Raw genomic sequence first — 19,392 nt, 5'->3', positions numbered from 1 at the left:
CTTCACTGGATACCAAGACTGGCGCTTACTTGAGGCTCGCCTCGACCTTCTGCGCCACATCGTCCGTCAACCACGCCTTCCACACCTGTGGATGTTCCTTGAGAAACGCCTGGGCCACCTCCCGAGGGGGCGTATGGCGCTCGCTCATCGTCGCCAAGGCTTTGTTAAGCGGCTCGATGGGAAACTCGACCTTCTCGAAGAACTCGGCAATGTGTGGATGTTCCTGCTGGAACGGCGTCGATACGCCAATGCTCAACTTGGACGCCAACGAGCGCGTCGGCTTCGGGTTCGGGTTGTCCGCGTCAGTGAGGGTCTTCCACGCATCTGCATCAAATGGCGGTTCTTCCAACTGGATCAATTTGTAGCGCCCCATCAACGGGGTCGGCGACCAGTAGTAGAACAGCACGGGCTTGCCCCGGCGAATCGACGAGGCAATCTCCGCATCCAGCGCTGCGCCTGACCCGCTGCGGAAGTTCACGTAGCTGTCGTCCAGGCCATAAGCCTTGAGCTTCTGTTTGTTGACCACTTCGGAGGTCCAGCCAATAGGGCTGTTGAGAAAGCGTCCCTTGCCTGGAGACTCAGGGTCTTTGAACACGTCCTTGTAACGCGCCAGGTCCTGTACGCTTTTGAGGTCCGGTGCCAGGGGTTTGAGCCCTTTTGCCGGGTCACCCTTGACCACGTATTCCGGCACCCACCAACCTTCGGTGGCGCCTTTGACGATATCGCCCAGGCCCGTCACCTTGCCTTCGGCTTGCGCCTTGACCCACACCGGACTGCGGCCAGCCCACTCCTCGCCGATCACCTGGATATCATTCTTGGCCAGGGCGGTTTCCAGGGTGATGGTGGTGCCTGGCAAGGTGTCGGTGGGCAGGTCATAACCCTTCTCGACGATAAAACGCAGGACTTCTGTGATCAGGCTGCCGCTTTCCCAGTTCAGGTCGGCAAAATGCACCGGTGCCTGGGCAGCCGATACCGGCAATGACAGAGTCAGGGTCGTCAGGCCCGCCGCCAGCAGTGACTTCAATCCTTTCATGCCTGTGCACCTCGCGTTTTCGCAGTCATGGCGAACGGCTTTGCTGCGAATGCGCGAAGCCTCTGAATAGTTAAGTCAACTCAACTGTAGTAGAGGTTCCAAAAGACAAAGATGCACAGCGTATTTATCGCCTACTCGCTGGCCTTGAAGGTCACCAGCTCACCCTTGCGCCATTTGGCGGCTTTGCCCGTCACGGCCTTCAGGGTTTTGGTCAACCCTTCTTGCAATTGCTCATGGGCGGCGAATACCAGCATCACGCTGTGGCCCTCCTTGAACACAATACCCTGGCCTTCGTTCGATGACACAAAGGCATAGTCGCCGAGGCCGTACACGGTCAACTTGATGTCGCGAAACCTCAATTCGAACTTGCCACCCTCGCGGCTGGGCAACACCGAAGCGCGAAAATGGTCGCCCACTTTGAGTTCCAGGCGCGGCTTGTCATCCACGACCAGCGCCGTTTCAGTATCGATCTCGGCGATATAAATACCTTCCGGCGTCTGTTCAGTGATGTAGACAAACCGAGATTGAAACTGCTTGACCAACTTAGCGCGCAAATCACCCAGCACGAATAACGCGTGCATATCCAGATTACTGACTGCCAAGGAAACGCCCCCACATCAAAAAAGCGCTGGCCGCCGAAGCGAGCAGCACAAAAAATAGCCGTTACGACACGATCATAGAGTCATTAAAAAACTGAAGAGAACGCGTAAGGCTAGTACAGACATCTGCGGCGGACCTCATGCAAGGTCATCCGGTGGTACAGCAAATCACAGGTTCAACGACCCGAGAATACAGGTCGACCAACTTCAGAGAATAACCCGATTAAAAGTGCAGTTTTCCGACACTCAACACAAAAAATACGCAAGACATGGAACCAGTCGCGAACTGCCGACGACAATACTAAAACAGCAACCGGGGTCAAAACCACCGCAAATGCTAACCACAGGCCAATAAGATCGATCGACAGGAGCTGAGCATGCAACGACGTCAACACGACGCTACGTCCTTCCACACTCGTTCATCATGTCCAGACGAACGCCAATACTACTGCTTGCTTAACCTTGACGGGTACTCCAATTCAGTGCTGTACCAAGTTGTACCGGCAGGAAAGAACTTTTTTCATATTCTTGAAGTGCCGAGCGGCAGAATCAAGGGTTTTCGCAGTGATCACAACAAGGCCTGTGAACTGGCCAAGACTCTGGAAGCAAAGCTGCACGCTCGTTGCGGTCGGGTCGTTTCGTCACCTGGCTGACTTTACTGCGCCACCGCCCCTCAACAACTGCCATACTGGCCCGTCCATTGAAGTTTGCCCCCTGCGGGTCAGGTTTCATCAACGCAGTTACCTTGAAGGGAAAGCTATACGTGACGGAATTTGATATTGGCGAATTTATTATCCACGGTGATGCGAGGGAAGTAGACGGCGAGTTTCAAGCGGTCATCATCATGCGGGCCAAACCGCCGCTGAACAAGGTCACCGCGCACCAGGTGGAAAAAGACCGCTGGTTCAAAACCGCCGACGCAGCTGCCGTGGCGGGCAAAGAAGCGGCCCAGGCGCTGAAAGCCGCCGTGGATTGCGGCGCGCTCAATTCCTGACAATCCGATAGAACTCTGGCGTCCCTCGACCCCTCACATGCATGACGATAAACCCGCATGGAGAACGTTATGGACACCACGACCCCAACCCTTGAAACCCTGTTCGAACAACTGGGCCTGGATTCCAGCCAGGAAGCTATCGAGCGTTTCACCGCCGAACATCGCCTGCCCGATGATGTAAAACTCATCGACGCGCCGTTCTGGAGCGAACAGCAGGCGAACTTCCTCAGGGAGCAATTGCACGTCGACGCAGAATGGGCGCCCGCAGTGGATGACCTCAATGCACTGCTGCATGAGCCTCCCCGCGTGTGATCAATGCAGGCTGTCTGACGCTTCACTGCGCAACAGCGCTTGCCAGGCAGCCTGGCATTCCTGCGCCTCATCCCGGCTGGCGAATGCCGTACCGCGCTGCTCACCGTTGAGTAACACTACCCAGCAGGCGCGCTGGCCCAGGGCACGCAGGGTTTCAGGCACGCCACTGCCGATCATCACGGCCACATCGACTTTGTTTTGCATGGAGCTTCTCCGCAGCATTAGTTAGCTGGCTAACAATGTTGGCCATGCTACGGTTTTATTCCAGTTGGAAAAAGCTATCTTCGGAATAGCTTCATTGCATAAACAGCAACAATGTAGAGACGGGGGCGGCCAGCTCGAGAGCCGCCCCATTCACCGCATCAGGCTTGACGCTGGTGCTTGTCGATCTGCTCGTGGCGCTCTTGCGCTTCGATGCAGTACTTGGTGGTAGGGCTGATCAGCAGGCGCTTGAGGCCGATAGGCTCGCCGCTGTCGTCACACCAGCCAAAGGAATCTTCCTTGATGCGTTCCAGGGCGCGCTCAAGTTGCGGCAGCATGCGCTGGTCGCGGTCAATGGCGTTCACCAACCAGGTGCGCTCTTCTTCCACGGAAGCCGCGTCAGCCGGGTCGGCCGGGGTGTCCAGGCTTTCAATGGCGATACGGTTCTGCTCAATGCGCTCGTGGTGTTCCACTTTCATGTCTTGCAGCAACTTCTCGAAAAAAGCGTGCTGTTCGGCATTCATGTAGTCATCCGCCGGCATGGCCAGCAACTTTTCCTTTGTCATTGATTTCTCTATAAAAAATACGTGCATTAAGGCGAATAAGGGAGCGTTCCGCAAGGCCTGTGCAGGTCTCGGAAGGGCGCCGTCCATTTCAAGCGCCACCCGGCACTCAATTTACGAGGGGCGGCAGTCTAAGGCCGACTTGAGGGCGCAGCAACTGAAAAGACAGGCATTTTTTCCCGATCAACCCCCAAAAGCACCAGGACGGGCTTGGCGAATGGTCATCGGAGTGCGTTTATAGCAAGAAATTCAGTGTTATGGAGCTATATAGAAGACAAACGGTTGAAAGGGCCTGGCCCCCTGTAGGAGCGAGCTTGCTCGCGAAGCATTCAAGGACACCGCGTTCAATCAGATAGCCCGCGTTATCTTTGCAGCTTTCGCGAGCAAGCTCGCTCCTACAAGGGGCAGGTACTCAGCGCTTGAGCTTGCGCTTGTTGCGGTATTGGTCGATCACCACCGCCACCACAATGATCAGGCCCTTGATGATGTCTTGGATATACGCGTCCACCCCGACAAAGGTAAACCCGCTGGCCATCACCCCGAGGATCAGCGCGCCGATCACCGTGCCGGTGATGCGCCCTACTCCACCGGCCAGGCTGGTACCGCCGATCACTGCGGCGGCAATCGCGTCCAGCTCGTAGGACATGCCCATGCCGGCCTGCCCCGTCGCTGCACGTGCCGAGGCCACCACGCCGGCCAGGCCCGCCAGGAGACCGGCGATGCTGTAGACAATGATCAGGTGGCGCTTGACGTTGATCCCCGAGGTACGCGCCGCCTGCATGTTGCCGCCAATGGCATAGGTGTACTTGCCATACTTGGTGTAACGCAGGGCAATGTGGAAGATCACCGCCACCACCAGGAAGATAATCACCGGCATGGCGCCATGGCCGATTGCTGTGTAGGAGTCCGAGAGCATACTCACCGGCTGGCCTTCGGTGTAGTAGCGCGCCAGGCCACGGGCCGAGACCATCATGCCCAGGGTCGCGATAAACGGCGGGATGCCGGTGACCGCGATAATGCTGCCGTTGATCGCCCCCGCTAAAAGCCCCACGCCCAAGCCCATCGCCACCGGGATCCACACCGGCAAGTCGGTGAGGGACGGAAACACCGCCCGGGAAAAGTCGGAGGTTTGCGCCAGGCTGGCAGCAATCATCGCTGACAACGCCAGCACCGAGCCGGACGACAAGTCGATGCCCGTGGTGATGATCACCTGGGTCACACCGATGGCCAGAAGGCCAATGATCGACACCTGCAGGATCATCAGCACCAGGCGCTGGGAGTTCATCAGAAAGCTCTGGTCGCGCACGATCCAGCCGAACAATTCAAACACCAGGCCGATACCGATCAGCACCAGGAAGATACTCAGCTCGGTGGGCATGCGTCGACGGTTCTTGACCGGTGCGGTTGCCGGCTTGTTGTCTGTTATTGCGTTCATAACCCATCACCTTCTTATTCTGTAGATCAGTGGACTGCGGTCATCCCGGAAGCCAACTGCATGACTTTTTCCTGGGTCGCCTCGGCGCGGTCCAGGGTGCCCATCAGCTCACCTTCGTGCATCACCATCACCCGGTCGCTCATGCCGAGCACTTCGGGCAGTTCGGAAGAAATCATGATCACCGCCATACCTTCGCTGGCGAGGAAGGCGATCAAGCGATAGATCTCGGCCTTGGCGCCCACGTCGATGCCGCGTGTCGGTTCATCCAGGATCAGCAAGCGGGGGTTGGTCATCAGCCAACGCGCCAGCAAGGCCTTTTGCTGGTTGCCACCGGACAAAGTGTCGATGCATTGCTCCAGGGACGGGGTTTTCACCCGCAGTTTCTTGCACATGTCTTCACACAGGGCGCGCAAAGCTTTCTGCTGGATAAAGCCGTTGCCCGAATAGTGCGGCAACACCGCCATCTCCATGTTCTCCAGCACCGACAGGCACGGGAACAGGCCGCTGAGCTTGCGGTCCTCGGTCAACAGCGCAAAGCCTTTCTCGATGGCCATATGCGGGTCGGTAATGCGCACCGCCTTGCCGTCCAGGGTGATTTGCCCGCTGGAGCTTGGGGTGATGCCAAAAATAGTTTCCGCCACATTGGTGCGCCCGGAGCCCATCAGCCCGGCGATCCCGAGGATCTCCCCGGCGTGCAGGTCGAACGATACGTCCTTGAACACGCCGTCCAGGCTCAGGTCGCGCACCGACAGCAGCAGGTCACCAATCGGCGTCTCGCGCACTGGGAACAACTGGCTCAGCTCACGCCCGACCATCATCGAGATGAGGCTGTCGCTGTTCATGCTGTCGGCCCGTTGCAAACCGATGTATTGGCCGTCACGGAACACCGCCACTTCATCGGCGATGGCGAACACTTCGTTCATCTTGTGGGTGATATAGACGATGCCTTTGCCCTGGGACTTGAGGTCGGCAATGATCGAAAACAGGTGGGCCACTTCCTTGTCGGTAATGGCCGAGGTGGGTTCATCCATGATCAGGATGTCGGAGTCATAGGACACCGCCTTGGCAATCTCGACCATCTGCCGCTCGGCAATGCTCAGGTTGCCGACCTGTTCTTCCGGGTCGAGGTTGATACGCAGGCGCGCCAGCAGCTCGGCGGTGCAGCGGTGCATTTCGCGGTGGTTGACCATGTGCAGGCTGTTGAGTTGTTCGCGGCCGATCCAGATGTTCTCGGCGATGCTCATATGGGGCATCAGGTTGAGTTCCTGGTGGATCATCGCGATCCCGGCCTTTTGCGCGGCCAGCGGCGTTTCAAAGGTGATCGGCTTGCCACGCAGGCGAATTTCGCCGGCGTCGGGCTGGTAGATGCCGGCGATGATCTTCATCAGCGTCGACTTGCCCGCGCCGTTCTCGCCCATCAACGCCAGCACCGTGCCGGGGCGCACCCGCAGTTGCACATCGTCCAGGGCCACGACACCGGGAAAGCCTTTGCTGATGTTGAGGATTTCCAGCAGGTAAGGTTCGTCCAGCGCCAGCGCCCGGTGGGCGGCGGGCTGAGACGTGGCGGCTTGAGCAAGCATAGGGAGGTACTCCATCTGCAGGGCGGCCGTAACCGCCCTGCCAGCTTTTGTTGTTATGTCGGGGCTACTTGAAGTCTTTGACGTTGTCCGGGGTGATCAACTGGAACGGGATCACCACGTTCTGCTCGACCGGCTCGTTCTTGGCCATCTTGCGCGCTGCTTCCACCGAACCTACCGCCTGGCCCTTGGCGTCCTGAAAGGCCGACACGGTCATGTCACCCTTGGTGATCGCGTTCAAGCCATCGGGCGTGCCGTCGACACCGGCAATCAACACGCTGCCTTTTTCCTTGCCAGCCGATCTCAGGGCCATGGACGCGCCGATCGCCATCTCATCGTTGTTGGCCAGCACCGCATTGAACTCCCGGCCCTGGGTCAGCCAGTCGTTGACCAGGGTCATGCCCCTGTCACGCAACCAGATTCCGGTTTGTTCCTGCTCGATCTTGATGTCCGGGTACTTGGCCAGCACTTCCTTCACGCCCTTCGTGCGGTTAGTGGTGGAGTTGTTCGCCAGGTCGCCCAGCAGGATCACGACCTTGCCCTTGCCGCCGAGTTTTTCGGCGATGTACTGCATTTGCAGGCGGCCGGCCTCGACGTCATCGGAGGTCACGGCCACCACGTCCTTGGGCAGGTCTTTCTGGTCGGGGCGACGGTTGACGAACACCAGCGGAATACCTGCCTTGGTGGCGGCACTGATGATGTTCTTGGTCGACGCGGTATCGACGGGGTTGACGATAATCGCGTCAACCTTCTGGCTGATGAAGTTCTCGACCTGGCTCAACTGCTTGACCACATCGGCGCGGGCATCTTCGAACTGCAGTTGCACGCCATCGCCTTTTGGATAGGACTTGGCTTGCTTGTCCATGTCTTCGCGCAGGTAGGTGAGGAAGGTGTCATCGAACGCGGACATCGTCACGCCCACCTTGAGATCGGCGGCGCCGGCAACGCCACTGGCCAGCAGCATGGACAAGGCCAGGGCGGTAAAACGGATCGGGGTCTTCATGAACGGTCTGTCTCCACTTTCTTGTTAGTTTTGTTCGACGTTGCGTTGATCAGGACTCGGCTGTCAGTCGCACCACCGGCGCGCCTGGAATGCAGCACACCAGCGCGCCCTGGTTTTCGACGCACAGCACATTCAGGAAGGAGAAGTAGAACGGCCGGGCGCGGGGCAGTCCGCGTGGCGCTTGGAGGGGGCGTAAAACTCGCAGTACAGCGTTGAAGATTTTCATCTGACGGTACCTGGTTGTTTTTGATCTTGTTTTTGTTGAGTCGCCCGTAGGTTCCGGGACGTACTTTATGCAACCTGGAAAAGACTGTATTAGAAAATAATTTCCATATCAACCTGTTTTAGAATTTTATTCTATTTTTTGTCGAAACCACCTGCTGGCGCTCGGCGCTCAGGCGTGCGGCGTCTAATATACGGGTGGTTTCCAGGGCGTCATAGGCGTTGACGGGCAGCGGCCCCTGCCCCATCACGGCGGCTTGCAACTGGCGGTAGAACTGGTTCCAGCAGCCCTTCTCCGACGGCACCCGCTCACGCTCCGGCCCTTGTTCAAACCAGCCCCAGCGTCGATGTTCCTCAGCGCCCCAGTGTTCGCCTTCGGTTTTCGGCGACTTGCCGGCCAGCAGCGCTTCTTCCTGGCCGTCCAGGCCGTCGACGGTGTAGCAACCCAGGCTTCCACTGACGCGAAAGCGCGGCGCCTGGCTGTTCTGCAACGCGTTGCCCCACAGGTGCGAAATCACGCCGTTGGCGTGGGTGAGGGAGACAAAGAAGCCGTGGTCTACCGTGGGATGTTCAGGGGTGTAGTGCAATTGGGCGAACACCCGCTCCACCGGGCCGAACAGTTGCAGCGCCTGGTCGACCAGGTGGCTGCCCAGGTCGCGCAGCCATCCGCCACCGCTGGCATTGCCCACGGCCTGCGGGCTGTAGCGCTCCACGCGGGATTCAAAGCGGGTAATGGTGCCCAGGGCGCCGGCGTCGATCAGTTTGCGCAGGGTCAGGTAGTCCGAATCCCAGCGCCGGTTCTGGTAGACGCTGAGCAACGAGCCCTGGCGCTCGGCAGCGGTAATCAGGGCCTGGGCTTGTTCGGCGTTGGCGGCAAAAGGTTTGTCGCTGACCACCGCCACCCCATGCTCGATTGCTTCCAGCACCAGGGCCGGCCGACCTTTCAAGGTGGTCGAAATCACCAGGGCATCGACGCCGGCTTCGACGATCTGGCCGATGGAGTCGAAGGCTTTGACACCGGGAAGATCAGTACTCAATTGCTGGCGACGTTCGGGTGAACGCGTCACCACGCCGACAAAGGTGGCGTCAGGCAGGGTGGCGATCAGCGGCGCATGAAAAAAGCGCCCACCGTGACCGTAGCCCACTAGTCCGATTCGCATGTTCAACTCCGGAATTGATTTGGAAACCCAATCAACTGTGGGAGCTGGCTTGCCTGCGATAGCAGTGTGTCAGGCAATGAATTTGTCACTGATAGACCGCTATCGCAGGCAAGCCAGCTCCCACAGTGTTAACCACATTTCTTCAGTGAGTTAGCCGTAGAAGCGCGGGCGATCCGGCAGGCTGACTTTCACAATCTGCCCACTGTCCTGGGCTTCAATACACGCATCCGCCGCCACCGCCGCCGCAAACCCATCCCAGGCCGACGGCCCGCCGACTTGCCCGGCCAGCACGCTGTCGATAAACGCCTGCAACTCCACGTCATAGGCACCGATAAACCGATCCTTCCAATCCATCAGGATCGCATTGGACAGCTTCGCCTCGCTGCGCAGTTGCACCTGGGACGGCTCCGGCAACTTGGCGATGCCGCTCTCCCCTACCACTTCACACTGGATGTCGTAGCCGTATTGGCAGTTCACAAACACTTCCACGTCGATACGCGTGCCTTTGGCGGTTTCCAGCAGCACGATCTGCGGGTCACGCAGGTGCGCCAGCGCCTTGCTGGTCTTGCGCGGGAACACCACCTGCACGGACACGTAGTCGTCATTAAGCAGCCAACGCAGCACGTCCAGCTCATGGATCAAGGTGTCGGTGATCGCCATGCCGGTGTTGTAGTTCTCGCCCACCGTGGGGTTGCGGTGCGCGCAGTGCAGCATCAACGGCTCGCCAATCTGGCCGCTGTCGATCACCGCCTTGAGGGCGCGGTAGCCTTGGTCGTACGGGCGCATGAAACCCACCTGGACCAGGCGTTTGCCGTGGGCCACTTCGGCCTCGACAATGTTGCGGCACCCCTCGGCCGTCACCGCCAGGGGTTTCTCACAGAACACCGGTTTGCCGGCGGCAATCGCGGCCAGCACAAATTCTTCATGGCTCGGCCCCCAGGACGTCACCAGTACCGCTTCGACCTCTGGCGAGTTGATCAGCGCATGGCCGTCCGGGTACACCTCGGCGTCCAGCTTCAAATCCGCCACCACCTGGGCGGCTTGTTCAAGGTTGATGTCGGTGACGGCCACCACCTGGCTGTTGAGCAAGGCCTGGCTGCAACGACGAATATGGTCCCGGCCGATGGCGCCCGTACCGATCACTCCAAGCTTCAAAGACATACAAACACTCCTCTTGTTGTTAGTACTGCCGGGCCTTGGCCAGGTGTTCATTGAGTTTTTTTGCCGCTGCATTCGTGCGCTCACTGGTGGACACTTGCGCCACCCCCACCCGCCACCACGACAGGTAGCCGTGGACCATGGTCTTGGGCAGCACCTTGATATCGATCAGCGTGGAGACGGTTTGCGTGCGGGCATCGGCCAACGCCGCTTCCAGCTGTTCCAGCGTGCTGACCTTGTAGGTCTTGCAGCCATAAGCCGCCGCACTCATGGCGAAATCCACCGGCACCAGGCCACCGTCGAGCTTGCCGCTCTCGGGGTTGCGGTAGCGGAACTCGGTGCCGAAGCTGTCCATGCCATTGCCGATTTGCAGGTTGTTGATGCAACCGAACGCCATGTTGTCCAACAGCACCACGTTGATCTTGCGCCGCTCCTGGATCGAGGTGGCCAGCTCCGAGTGCAGCATCATGTAGGAGCCATCGCCGACCAGGGCGTACACCTCCTTGCCTGGCTCGGCCAGCTTCACGCCCAGGGCGGCATTGATTTCATAGCCCATGCATGAATAGCCATACTCGACGTGGTAGGTGTTGACGCCCTTGCTGCGCCAGGCGCGCTGCAAATCGCCGGGCAGGCTGCCGGCGGCGGCCACAATGATCGCGTCATCGGCCAGGCGTGCATTGAGCACGCCGAGCACCGCGCTTTGGGTCAGGCACGAACCGGTCAGTTCGATGAATTCGCGCAGGACGGCACGGTCCAGGTGGTCGTCGACTTCGGGGACGAACTCATCACCCAGGTATTGCACCTGATGCACGCGGTCCACTTCGGCGTCGAGTTGCGCCTTGGCGTCGGCGATCTGCTCGCCCCAGCCCGAGCGGTAATCGCCCAGGGCAGTGGCCAGTGCTTCAAGGGCCACTTTTGCATCGGCCAGCACTTGCACACCGTCCAGCTTCAAGGCATCGGCTGGGCTGATATTGAGGTTGAGAAACTTCACCTCGGGGTGCTTGAACAGCGATTTTGACGAGGTGGTGAAGTCGGTATAACGGGTGCCGATGCCAATAATCAGGTCGGCCTCGGGCGCCAGCAGGTTGGCCGCCAGGCAGCCGGTTTCGCCGATGCCGCCGACGTTCAGCGCATGGCTGGACACCACGGCGCTCTTGCCCGCCTGGGTTTCCGCGAAGGGAATATCGAACCGCTCGGCAAAGGCTTGCAGTGCCTGGTTGGCGCCGGAGTACTTGACCCCGCCGCCGCAAATGATCAGCGGCTTGCGCTTGCCGCGAAAAGCCGCCAGCGCGTCATCGAGCATGGCGCGGGTGGCCGGGCGTCGGTCGATGCGGTGTACGCGTTTTTGCAGGAAGTAATCGGGGTAGTCCCAGGCTTCGGCTTGTACATCCTGGGGCAAGGCCAGTGTTACCGCGCCGGTTTCGGCCGGGTCGGTCAGCACGCGCATGGCGTGGATCGCCGCGGTCATCAGTTGCTCGGGGCGGTTGATGCGGTCCCAGTACTTGCTCACGGAACGGAAGGCGTCGTTGGTGCTGATGCTCAGGTCGTGGAACTGCTCGATCTGCTGCAACACCGGGTCGGGCTGGCGGCTGGCATACACATCGCCGGGCAGCAACAGCAACGGGATGCGGTTGGCGGTGGCGGTGGCTGCGGCGGTGAGCATATTGGCCGCGCCCGGCCCGACCGAGGCCGTGCACGCATAGATCTTGCGGCGCAGGTGCTGCTTGGCAAATCCGATGGCGGCATGGGCCATGCCTTGCTCATTGCGGCCCTGATGCACCACCAGATCGCCGCTGTCCTGCTCCAGGGCCTGGCCGAGGCCCAACACATTGCCATGCCCGAAAATAGTGAATACGCCGGCGACAAACTTGCTCTGTACGCCGTCGACTTCGATGTATTGGTTGTCCAGGAACTTCACCAGGGCCTGGGCCATGGTCAATCGTGTTGTGGTCATTACTTGCACCTTGTGTGACTGCAATTGAAGTGTTCAACACCGATCCAGTGTGGGAACTGGCTTGCCTGCGATAGCGGTATGTCAGGCAATACATGTGCAACTGATAGACCGCTATCGCAGGCAAGCCAGCTCCCACATTTTGATCGCGTTATGGCAGGGGCTTTTGCAAGTACGCCATGCTGCTGCCCAACGCCTGCCGGATATCCGCCAACCCATGCACGCTTTCGGCAAACGGCTCGAACGACAAATAGCCGCTGTAGCCGGTGCTCAGCAAGGTCTCGATCTGCGCCGCATTGCCGAGGATATCGTCCTCGCCCACCAACACGCGGTGGCCGTCGCGGATCGAGTCCAGCGGCGCCTCGCGGTCTTCCACTCCGGAGATATGCACCAGGCCGGTCAGTTCCGGGAAGAACTCATGCTCGCCGGCCAGGTGATGGTGAAAGGTGTCGTGCACCACCCGGAATACATCCAGGCCACCGATGGCCTTGATGGCATCCACTGCCACGCGCTTGCGGCGCAGAGCGGATACCGTGAAGCCCAGGGGCTCGATGAAACCGAGAATCCCGTACTCGCGCAGGATCAACGCCAGCTCGCTCAACGCCGTGCGCAAACCGGCGGCGCGCTGCGCGTCGTTGCGCGTATCGCCAGGCTGATTGAACGGGCACATCACCAAGCCTTCGGCCCCGCACTCACGGGCGTAGGTGGCCAGTTCGATTGCCTGGGCACGGCGCTCGTCGTTCCACACATCAAAGGGGTACAGCGCGTTGATCGACAGCACCTTGATACCCTGCGCTGCGCACAACTCGCGCACGCGGCTGGCGGGTGTGCCGTATTCGATTTCACGGTTTTTGAGGTCGTTGCGGATCTCAATGGCCTCGCAGTTGAGGGCAGCCGCCAACTGGATGAAATCCGGCAAGGACAGGTGGGGGGCGACCATGCGGTTAAGGGCAAAACGTAGCGGCGACTTCATTGTTTTTGTTCTCCGTCCAACACCGTTTAGAGGTCCAGCAGCCAGCTGTGCTGCGGGTCGTTATGGAAATGCCAGGCGCGCTTGGGGCCGGCCATCACGTTCAGGTAATAAGACTCGTAGCCGTACGGCACGCTGACCGGGTGATAGCCCTTGGGCACCACCACCAGGTCGCTGTTTTCCACGGCCATGGCCTGGTCGATGCTGCGATCGTCGGTGTACACGCGCTGGAATACAAAGCCCTGGGGCGGGTTGACCTGGTGGTAGTAGGTCTCTTCCAGAAAGCTCTGGTGCGGCAGGTCGTCGGTGTCGTGCTTGTGCGGCGGGTAGCTGGAGGAATGCCCGGACGGCGTGCGTACTTCCACCACCAGCAGCGAATGGGCCGGCTCGCTGTCGGGCAGGATGTCGCACACGTAGCGGGTATTGGCGCCTTTGCCGCGCACACTGCGCTTGCACTGCTCGGGGCGGATTAAGCGCGGGGCAAAACCCTTGGCACCCGGCGCTGCGCAGACGGCGATCTGCACATCGCTCAGGGCCGTGACCTGGGCGTCGGTGCCCGGCGGGAAATAGGCGGCGAACGGTGATTTGTCTTCGAACACCGACTGGCGATCACCCAGGTTCTGCCAATTGAAACCTTCACCTTCGATATTCACCCGACCGCTGAGCAACACCAGGCACAGCTCCTGATCACCGGCGCTGACCGGCAGGGTTTCGCCCAGGCTCAAACGGTAGGCCGCAAAGCCCACATACTCCAGGCGCCCCGCTTCCAGCGCCACCATGGTTTGCCCGCGTTTGCTGCTTTTGACCAACAAGCTCATCACTCAAGTCCTCTGGTTGAGAAGCGCACGCAGGGTGTCGTAACCCTTCTTCGCGTAGATATAGCTGGGCGCCACGGCCGGGTCCTGCTCGGCTTCCACCACCAGCCAGCCCTTGTAGCTGGCCGCGAGCAACACATCCAGCAACGGTGCGAAGTCGATATCTCCATCGCCGGGCACGGTAAAGGTGCCGTTGACGATGCAGTCCGGGAAGCTCCACATCTGGTTGCGCGCCAGTTGCACCACGGGTTTGCGTACGTCCTTGAAATGCACATGGCAGACGCGGTCGATATGCTTGCGCAGTACTTCGATGGGTTCGCCGCCGCCCATGTAGCAGTGGCCCGAATCGAACAGCAGGCCGACTTCCGGGCCCGTACGTTTCATCAACTGGTCGATGTCGTCGGGGGATTCGACGTAGGCGCCCATATGGTGGTGGTAGGCCAGACGCACGCCCTGGGACAAGGTGAAGCGCGCCAGCTCGGTGAGCTTGTCGGCGTAAGCCTGCCAGGCCTGTTCACTGTGAAAACGCGGGCGCTCGATCAGGCGGATCCGCGAGCCCTGGATCGAGTCGGCCACTTCGCCGTATACCAGCACCGAGGCGCCGTTGTGTTTGAGCAGTTCGACATGGCCGGCAATGGCTTCGATTTCTTCAGCCACCGAACGGCGGGCCAGGCGGCTGGAGTACCAACCGGACACCAGCGCCAAGTCATAGGGACGCAGCACGTCAGCGACGCCCTTGGCATCCTTGGGGAATTTGCCGTTGAGTTCAAAACCTTCGTAGCCGATGTCCTTGCCTTCGCTCAGGGCCGTGCTCAGCGGGGTTTCACCGCCGAGGGCCGGGAGGTCGTCGTTGCTCCAGGAGATCGGGTTGATGCCAATTCGGATTGCGGGCATGGCTGCACCTTTTGTTTTTATCTTCAGAATTCACTGGGATCTGCTTTGTGTGGGAGCTGGCTTGCCTGCGATAGCAGCGTGTCAGGCAGTACATTTGCAACTGATAGGTTGCTATCGCAGGCAAGCCAGCTCCCACATCTGATCGTATTTACTGTCGGGCACTGAGCCAGGCATTGATGAGCTGTTCGAAGGTCTGCTGCACCTGCTGGATCAGCGTTTCGTCATCAATCTCCCCCGCCATCCACGCCCGGCTCGGCTCGTGGAAGATCGTGCGGCCCACGGCAAACCCACGGCAGGTGCTGCTCTGGCTGGCCTGCTTAAAGCCATCGGCGAGAAACTCGGGCGAAGCATTCAGGCCCAGCAACACCACGCCGCGGCAGTAGGGGTCGCGTTCCTGGATCAGTTCGTCGAGCTTTTTCCAGTCTGCGGCCGACTGGGTTTCGATCTTCCACCAGGCCGGGTAGATGCCCAGGTTGTAGAGGCGCTTGAGGCTGCGGTAGAGCACGTCCGGGTAAGTGGACGGGTGATCCTTGGGCGGGATGACTTCCAGCAGCAGTTCGTGGCCACTGACCAGCGACGCCTCGTACACCGCCTTGAGTTGCGCTTCCTGTTCCAGGCGGAGCATCGGCTCGTCATCGGGGTGAAATTGCACCAGGCACTTGATGATGTGTTCCTGGGGCCAGGCAATCAGGTTGCTGCCAATCGAACGCCCGTGCTCGAACGCCAGGGGCCGCGAGTTCTGCACTTCCACCGGGCGCGCTATCCACCAGCCGCGACCACTGGCCGCGTTGAGTGCATCCTGGCCAAAGCGTTGGTCGGCGAGCAGGCCCACATCGGCCTCGACGCCCTGCTCGCTGAGTTTGCGCTCCACGCGTTCGATGGCCTGGATAAACAACTGCTTGATGTCGCTGATACGCTCAGGGGCCTGGCCGCCTTTTTGCGCCAGCTCCACCAATTGCCAGCGGTGGTCGAAGGCAAATACGAACAGTTGCTTCCAGGCTTTGCGCGGCACCGTGACACGGTGCAGGCGTTGCAGGGTCACGTCCTGGTCCGGCCGGGTGATGGGCACGCGGCTGCTGAACAGGTAATCGAGTTCGGCGGGGGTCGGCATCGCTGGCGCACAGGCGTGGCGCGACACCACCAGGCCGCCACAGGCATTGGCCAACTGGCTGCAACGCTCATCGCTGGCGTCATTGATCCAACCGCTGAGAAAGCCCGACATAAAGGCATCACCGGCGCCCAGCACGTTGAGCACTTCAACCCGTACACCGGGGTAGATCGCCCCGTCTTCCAGGCGCGCGGGAATCGCGCCGTGGATCACCGTGCAGCCCTGGGGGCCGAGCTTGACCACCAGGGTCGCCGGGGTCAGTTCACGCACGGTACGCAGGGCCGTGAGCAGGTCTTCACTGCCGCCGGCGATGAGGAATTCCTCTTCGGTGCCGACGATCAGGTCGAAACGCGGCAGGATCTTCTGCACATGCTGGCTGACATTCTGGTCGGCAACAAAACGAGTTTCGCCATCGGCCTTGCCGGCCAGGCCCCACAACACGGGGCGATAGTCGATGTCCAGCACGCGCTTGACGTTGTGCTTGGCCGCATAATCCAGGGCCTGCAGGCTGGCCTTGTACACGCCGTCGGTGGAGAAATGCGTACCGGTGATCAACAGCGCCTTGCTCGAGGCAATAAAGGCTTCGCTGATGTCTTCGGCGCGCAGGGCCATGTCGGCGCAGTTTTCGCGGTAGAACACCAGGGGGAAGGTTTCACGGTCTTTTAGGCCCAGCAGCACCAGGGCGGTGAGGCGCTCCGGGTCGACCTTGATGCCGCTGACATCGCAGCCTTCGCGGGCCAGGGACTCCACCAGGAAACGGCCCATGTGGTCATCCCCTACCCGGCTCAGCATCGCCGACTTGAGCCCAAGCCTGGCGGTGCCGAAAGCGATATTGGCGGAGGAACCGCCCAGATACTTGGCGAAGCTGGACACATCTTCAAGCCGCGCACCGACTTGCTGCGCATAGAGATCGACGCCCAGGCGCCCGAGGCAAATCAGATCCAATTGACGCCCACTGGCAAAACGAGTCTGGCCCATGCTGGCTCCTGTTATTTTTATCAGCCTGCGTTGTGCCGCCGTGGCGGCGGCAAACGCTCTTGGTGGGAGCAGACTAGAACGTCCGCAGGCAGCAATCAATATTTATTCCATATTTATTTTTAGTGGAATATTTTTTCCAATACCTCAGGATAGTGGCACGCCAGCACCCATGCATCGTTTCAGCAGGCCACGCGGGCCGCGATGCCGGGGTATTTTTTTGCGCCTACCCTGTAGACTTGCGCCACCTATCAGCGCATCAGACGAACACGCCAGAAGGATTGCCCATGTCCCGCACCGATCCCGAGACCACCCTGGAAGAAACTGTCGCCAGCCCTCCGATCAATGCCGAACGCCTGTTGCAGCTGATCACCGACGAATACGACAGCCTGCCGCGCCAGCTCAAGCGCATCGCCAGCTACATGAGCCAGCAGAGCGACCGGATCATGGTCGACCGCATCAGCGACATCGCCCGCGAGTGCGAAGTGCACCCCTCGGCCATCGTGCGGTTTTCCCAGCGTTTCGGCTTCAGTGGGTTCAGTGAGATGCAGGCGCTGTTTCGCGAGGCGTATACCCACAAGACCACGCCGGTGCAGAACTACCAGCAGCGCATCCGCAGCATGATCGCCAACAAGTCGCAGAAGGCCAGCGGCGGCGACCTGGCGCGCGAGTGCGTCAACGCGACCTTGTCGGGCATCGAACGCCTGGGGCTGGAGCTGGACGACGCGGCCTTCGAGAAAGCCGTAGACCTGGTGGTCAATGCCGACAACATCTACGTGGTTGGCGTGCGCCGCTCCTTTGCGGTGGCCGACTACCTGGTCTACAACCTGCAGCACACCAACAAGCGCATCCACTTGATCTCGGGCCTAGGTGGCAGTTATCGCGAGCAGATGCGCAGCGTGCGCGCCAATGACCTGGTGATCGCCATCAGCTTCACGCCCTACGGCAAAGAGACCCAGCACTGCCTGCGCATCGCGCAGCATCACCAGGCCAAGACCCTGATCATCACCGACAGCAACCTGTCGCCCCTGGCCAAGCGGGCGAACGCGGTGCTGTTGGTCAATGAAGGTTCTTCGTTTGCTTTCCGCTCGCTGAGCGCCACGCTGTGCCTGTGCCAGGCGTTGTTTATTGCGGTGGCGTATCGGTTGGAATTGAAGGTGGATGAGATTCACGAGCAAGTCGGGTTCGACGACTGACACGCCACCTGTAGGCGCGAGCTTGCTCGCGAAAAACGCAAGAACGCCGCGGCCATTTTGAATGAATGCGGCGCCCGACAGTTCTTCGCGAGCAAGCTCGCTCCTACAATTAGTGCATGAAGATCGCAATCAGGATGATCACTGGAATCGGCACGCCGAGGAACCACAGCAGTAATGAGCGCATCATGTTCTCCTTGAATTAACGAACGTAGTTTTCGGTTTCGACGTACACCACGGCATCCCGGCGGCGACCGCCGAAGGTGGCAGCGAAGCTGGCGAAGAACGCACCGATGAGCAGGGCCACGAAGGTCCACAGGGATGTGTAGGCCGCTACTTTCGCCGCGGTCTCGGCGGCTTGCTTGGCTTTGAGCTTGGCGTCTTCGACGGCTTTGCGCGCATCGCCATAGACCTTGTCGATGCGGGCTTCGGCATCGGCCTGGCTCAGGTTGGTACGTTGGCTGATCAGTTGGGCCAGGTAGGCACGATCTTCCGCTGCCAGTTGGCCGTCGTTGCTCAACGTGCGCGTCAGGATGCGACCGACTACGGCGTGGGCTGCATCATCGCTGACCGCCGCGGGGCGATCATCGCGGAACAGGCTGTCGACGTAATAACCGAAGTCACCACTGTCGGCACCCTTGGCCGCACTGCCCGCCGCTTGAGTGAGGCCGCTGGCGGCGCCCGATGCCACACTCGCACCAGCTTTCACGCCGCCGCTGACCACACTGCTGACCGAACCGACCACCAGCATCGCCGTGATCAATGTGGCCACTGCCCACGCCAGGAAGCCATGGGCGGTATCGCGAAAGTACACCTCGTCGCCGTGCATGTTGGCCCACGTCACCCGCAACCGACCGGCGATGTAACCGCCCAGGCCAGAAGCGACAATCTGGGTGAACGCCAGCCAGACAATCGTGGAAATGCCAAGGCCCTTGGCGCTGATACCGCTGTCCGCCCACGGCGACACCGCCGAGAAGCCCAGGCCGAAACCCAGCAACACCAGGATCAATGACAAGGCAGCCGCCGCAGCGGCCCCGGCAAAAATCGCCCCCCAGGAAACCCCGGAGAGCGTGCTTGACTCTTGCAGCGTGGATGAGGATGTGATCATTGTTGTTTTGCTCCAGGCACGAAAAATGATGTTACAAGTCTCAAAACGGACAGTGCAGGCAGCGTGCCAGCTGCGACTGAAATTAAATTCCTTTAATTTCAATGGTTTATTTAAATTGAAC

General features: G+C 60.1%; 20 protein-coding genes. 4 read left to right on the top strand and 16 right to left on the bottom strand.

Annotated elements, in window-relative coordinates; genetic code table 11:
- Nucleotides 1-25 precede the first annotated feature (25 nt).
- Nucleotides 26-1,033, bottom strand: a complete 1,008-nt coding sequence (locus TX24_RS26980) for an ABC transporter substrate-binding protein (protein ID WP_003191654.1) — start codon at nt 1,031-1,033, stop codon at nt 26-28.
- 131 nt (nt 1,034-1,164) lie between these two features.
- Nucleotides 1,165-1,614 carry a hypothetical protein gene (locus TX24_RS26975; RefSeq protein WP_044274081.1) on the bottom strand — a complete coding sequence of 150 codons (450 nt, stop codon included), beginning with the start codon at nt 1,612-1,614 and terminating at the stop codon, nt 1,165-1,167.
- 395 nt (nt 1,615-2,009) lie between these two features.
- Between TX24_RS26975 and TX24_RS31445 the strand changes: the two genes are divergently transcribed.
- The 3 genes from TX24_RS31445 to TX24_RS26965 all read left to right on the top strand — a co-directional run bounded on the left by TX24_RS31445 (nt 2,010) and on the right by TX24_RS26965 (nt 2,938).
- Nucleotides 2,010-2,285 carry a hypothetical protein gene (locus tag TX24_RS31445; protein WP_080765570.1) on the top strand — a complete coding sequence of 92 codons (276 nt, stop codon included), beginning with the start codon at nt 2,010-2,012 and terminating at the stop codon, nt 2,283-2,285.
- 110 nt (nt 2,286-2,395) lie between these two features.
- Complete coding sequence (locus tag TX24_RS26970) at nt 2,396-2,626, top strand: hypothetical protein (protein WP_003191661.1); 231 nt, start codon at nt 2,396-2,398, stop codon at nt 2,624-2,626.
- A gap of 69 nt (nt 2,627-2,695) precedes the next feature.
- Nucleotides 2,696-2,938 carry a DUF2789 domain-containing protein gene (locus TX24_RS26965; RefSeq protein WP_003191663.1) on the top strand — a complete coding sequence of 81 codons (243 nt, stop codon included), beginning with the start codon at nt 2,696-2,698 and terminating at the stop codon, nt 2,936-2,938.
- Here TX24_RS26965 and TX24_RS26960 read toward each other — a convergent pair whose 3' ends face one another.
- From TX24_RS26960 to TX24_RS26905, 13 genes are all read right to left on the bottom strand, one after another.
- Nucleotides 2,939-3,142 carry a hypothetical protein gene (locus TX24_RS26960; RefSeq protein ID WP_003191664.1) on the bottom strand — a complete coding sequence of 68 codons (204 nt, stop codon included), beginning with the start codon at nt 3,140-3,142 and terminating at the stop codon, nt 2,939-2,941.
- A 158-nt stretch (nt 3,143-3,300) separates the two neighbouring features.
- Nucleotides 3,301-3,705: a TraR/DksA family transcriptional regulator gene (locus TX24_RS26955; protein WP_003191666.1), complete on the bottom strand. Its 405-nt coding sequence runs from the start codon at nt 3,703-3,705 to the stop codon at nt 3,301-3,303.
- A gap of 409 nt (nt 3,706-4,114) precedes the next feature.
- Nucleotides 4,115-5,137, bottom strand: a complete 1,023-nt coding sequence (locus TX24_RS26950; RefSeq protein ID WP_003191668.1) for an ABC transporter permease — start codon at nt 5,135-5,137, stop codon at nt 4,115-4,117.
- A gap of 26 nt (nt 5,138-5,163) precedes the next feature.
- A complete protein-coding gene (locus TX24_RS26945; RefSeq protein WP_003191670.1) occupies nt 5,164-6,717 on the bottom strand; it encodes a sugar ABC transporter ATP-binding protein in 1,554 nt (517 codons plus the stop codon).
- Nucleotides 6,718-6,781: 64 nt separating this feature from the next.
- Nucleotides 6,782-7,717 carry a sugar ABC transporter substrate-binding protein gene (locus TX24_RS26940; RefSeq protein WP_003191671.1) on the bottom strand — a complete coding sequence of 312 codons (936 nt, stop codon included), beginning with the start codon at nt 7,715-7,717 and terminating at the stop codon, nt 6,782-6,784.
- Nucleotides 7,718-7,766: 49 nt separating this feature from the next.
- Nucleotides 7,767-7,943 carry a hypothetical protein gene (locus TX24_RS32225; RefSeq protein ID WP_003191673.1) on the bottom strand — a complete coding sequence of 59 codons (177 nt, stop codon included), beginning with the start codon at nt 7,941-7,943 and terminating at the stop codon, nt 7,767-7,769.
- Nucleotides 7,944-8,061: 118 nt separating this feature from the next.
- Nucleotides 8,062-9,099, bottom strand: a complete 1,038-nt coding sequence (locus TX24_RS26935) for a Gfo/Idh/MocA family protein (RefSeq protein WP_057711784.1) — start codon at nt 9,097-9,099, stop codon at nt 8,062-8,064.
- A 150-nt stretch (nt 9,100-9,249) separates the two neighbouring features.
- Nucleotides 9,250-10,260, bottom strand: coding sequence for a bifunctional inositol 2-dehydrogenase/D-chiro-inositol 1-dehydrogenase (gene iolG, locus TX24_RS26930; protein ID WP_057711783.1), 1,011 nt, complete (start codon nt 10,258-10,260; stop codon nt 9,250-9,252).
- 19 nt (nt 10,261-10,279) lie between these two features.
- On the bottom strand, nt 10,280-12,211 hold the full coding sequence (gene iolD, locus TX24_RS26925) for a 3D-(3,5/4)-trihydroxycyclohexane-1,2-dione acylhydrolase (decyclizing) (protein WP_034134957.1): 1,932 nt from the start codon (nt 12,209-12,211) through the stop codon (nt 10,280-10,282).
- A gap of 148 nt (nt 12,212-12,359) precedes the next feature.
- Complete coding sequence (locus tag TX24_RS26920) at nt 12,360-13,181, bottom strand: TIM barrel protein (protein ID WP_003191677.1); 822 nt, start codon at nt 13,179-13,181, stop codon at nt 12,360-12,362.
- A 26-nt stretch (nt 13,182-13,207) separates the two neighbouring features.
- Complete coding sequence (iolB, locus tag TX24_RS26915; protein WP_003191678.1) at nt 13,208-13,996, bottom strand: 5-deoxy-glucuronate isomerase; 789 nt, start codon at nt 13,994-13,996, stop codon at nt 13,208-13,210.
- 3 nt (nt 13,997-13,999) lie between these two features.
- Nucleotides 14,000-14,887, bottom strand: coding sequence for a myo-inosose-2 dehydratase (gene iolE, locus TX24_RS26910; RefSeq protein ID WP_034134955.1), 888 nt, complete (start codon nt 14,885-14,887; stop codon nt 14,000-14,002).
- A 148-nt stretch (nt 14,888-15,035) separates the two neighbouring features.
- Nucleotides 15,036-16,973, bottom strand: coding sequence for a bifunctional 5-dehydro-2-deoxygluconokinase/5-dehydro-2-deoxyphosphogluconate aldolase (locus tag TX24_RS26905; RefSeq protein ID WP_057711782.1), 1,938 nt, complete (start codon nt 16,971-16,973; stop codon nt 15,036-15,038).
- Between the two features lie 284 nt (nt 16,974-17,257).
- On the opposite strand from TX24_RS26905, the gene TX24_RS26900 reads away from it, so the two are divergent.
- Complete coding sequence (locus tag TX24_RS26900) at nt 17,258-18,166, top strand: MurR/RpiR family transcriptional regulator (RefSeq protein ID WP_057711781.1); 909 nt, start codon at nt 17,258-17,260, stop codon at nt 18,164-18,166.
- Nucleotides 18,167-18,365: 199 nt separating this feature from the next.
- Here the strand turns inward: TX24_RS26900 and TX24_RS26895 are convergent, their stop codons facing one another.
- Complete coding sequence (locus TX24_RS26895; RefSeq protein ID WP_057711780.1) at nt 18,366-19,271, bottom strand: hypothetical protein; 906 nt, start codon at nt 19,269-19,271, stop codon at nt 18,366-18,368.
- Nucleotides 19,272-19,392: the final 121 nt, after the last annotated feature.

The sequence above is a fragment of the Pseudomonas lactis genome, from assembly GCF_001439845.1.
Taxonomy (GTDB): domain Bacteria; phylum Pseudomonadota; class Gammaproteobacteria; order Pseudomonadales; family Pseudomonadaceae; genus Aquipseudomonas; species Aquipseudomonas lactis.
This window is presented reverse-complemented; position numbering and strand designations above follow the sequence as displayed.

Coding starts and splice junctions, on each gene's coding strand:
- TX24_RS26980 (WP_003191654.1), bottom strand. CDS start 1,033: ATGAAAGGATTGAAGTCACTGCTGGCGGCGGGCCTGACGACCCTGACT.
- TX24_RS26975 (WP_044274081.1), bottom strand. CDS start 1,614: ATGCACGCGTTATTCGTGCTGGGTGATTTGCGCGCTAAGTTGGTCAAG.
- TX24_RS31445 (WP_080765570.1), top strand. CDS start 2,010: ATGCAACGACGTCAACACGACGCTACGTCCTTCCACACTCGTTCATCA.
- TX24_RS26965 (WP_003191663.1), top strand. CDS start 2,696: ATGGACACCACGACCCCAACCCTTGAAACCCTGTTCGAACAACTGGGC.
- TX24_RS26960 (WP_003191664.1), bottom strand. CDS start 3,142: ATGCAAAACAAAGTCGATGTGGCCGTGATGATCGGCAGTGGCGTGCCT.
- TX24_RS26955 (WP_003191666.1), bottom strand. CDS start 3,705: ATGACAAAGGAAAAGTTGCTGGCCATGCCGGCGGATGACTACATGAAT.
- TX24_RS26950 (WP_003191668.1), bottom strand. CDS start 5,137: ATGAACGCAATAACAGACAACAAGCCGGCAACCGCACCGGTCAAGAAC.
- TX24_RS26945 (WP_003191670.1), bottom strand. CDS start 6,717: ATGCTTGCTCAAGCCGCCACGTCTCAGCCCGCCGCCCACCGGGCGCTG.
- TX24_RS26940 (WP_003191671.1), bottom strand. CDS start 7,717: ATGAAGACCCCGATCCGTTTTACCGCCCTGGCCTTGTCCATGCTGCTG.
- TX24_RS32225 (WP_003191673.1), bottom strand. CDS start 7,943: ATGAAAATCTTCAACGCTGTACTGCGAGTTTTACGCCCCCTCCAAGCG.
- TX24_RS26935 (WP_057711784.1), bottom strand. CDS start 9,099: ATGCGAATCGGACTAGTGGGCTACGGTCACGGTGGGCGCTTTTTTCAT.
- iolG (WP_057711783.1), bottom strand. CDS start 10,260: ATGTCTTTGAAGCTTGGAGTGATCGGTACGGGCGCCATCGGCCGGGAC.
- iolD (WP_034134957.1), bottom strand. CDS start 12,211: ATGACCACAACACGATTGACCATGGCCCAGGCCCTGGTGAAGTTCCTG.
- TX24_RS26920 (WP_003191677.1), bottom strand. CDS start 13,181: ATGAAGTCGCCGCTACGTTTTGCCCTTAACCGCATGGTCGCCCCCCAC.
- iolB (WP_003191678.1), bottom strand. CDS start 13,996: ATGAGCTTGTTGGTCAAAAGCAGCAAACGCGGGCAAACCATGGTGGCG.
- iolE (WP_034134955.1), bottom strand. CDS start 14,887: ATGCCCGCAATCCGAATTGGCATCAACCCGATCTCCTGGAGCAACGAC.
- TX24_RS26905 (WP_057711782.1), bottom strand. CDS start 16,973: ATGGGCCAGACTCGTTTTGCCAGTGGGCGTCAATTGGATCTGATTTGC.
- TX24_RS26900 (WP_057711781.1), top strand. CDS start 17,258: ATGTCCCGCACCGATCCCGAGACCACCCTGGAAGAAACTGTCGCCAGC.
- TX24_RS26895 (WP_057711780.1), bottom strand. CDS start 19,271: ATGATCACATCCTCATCCACGCTGCAAGAGTCAAGCACGCTCTCCGGG.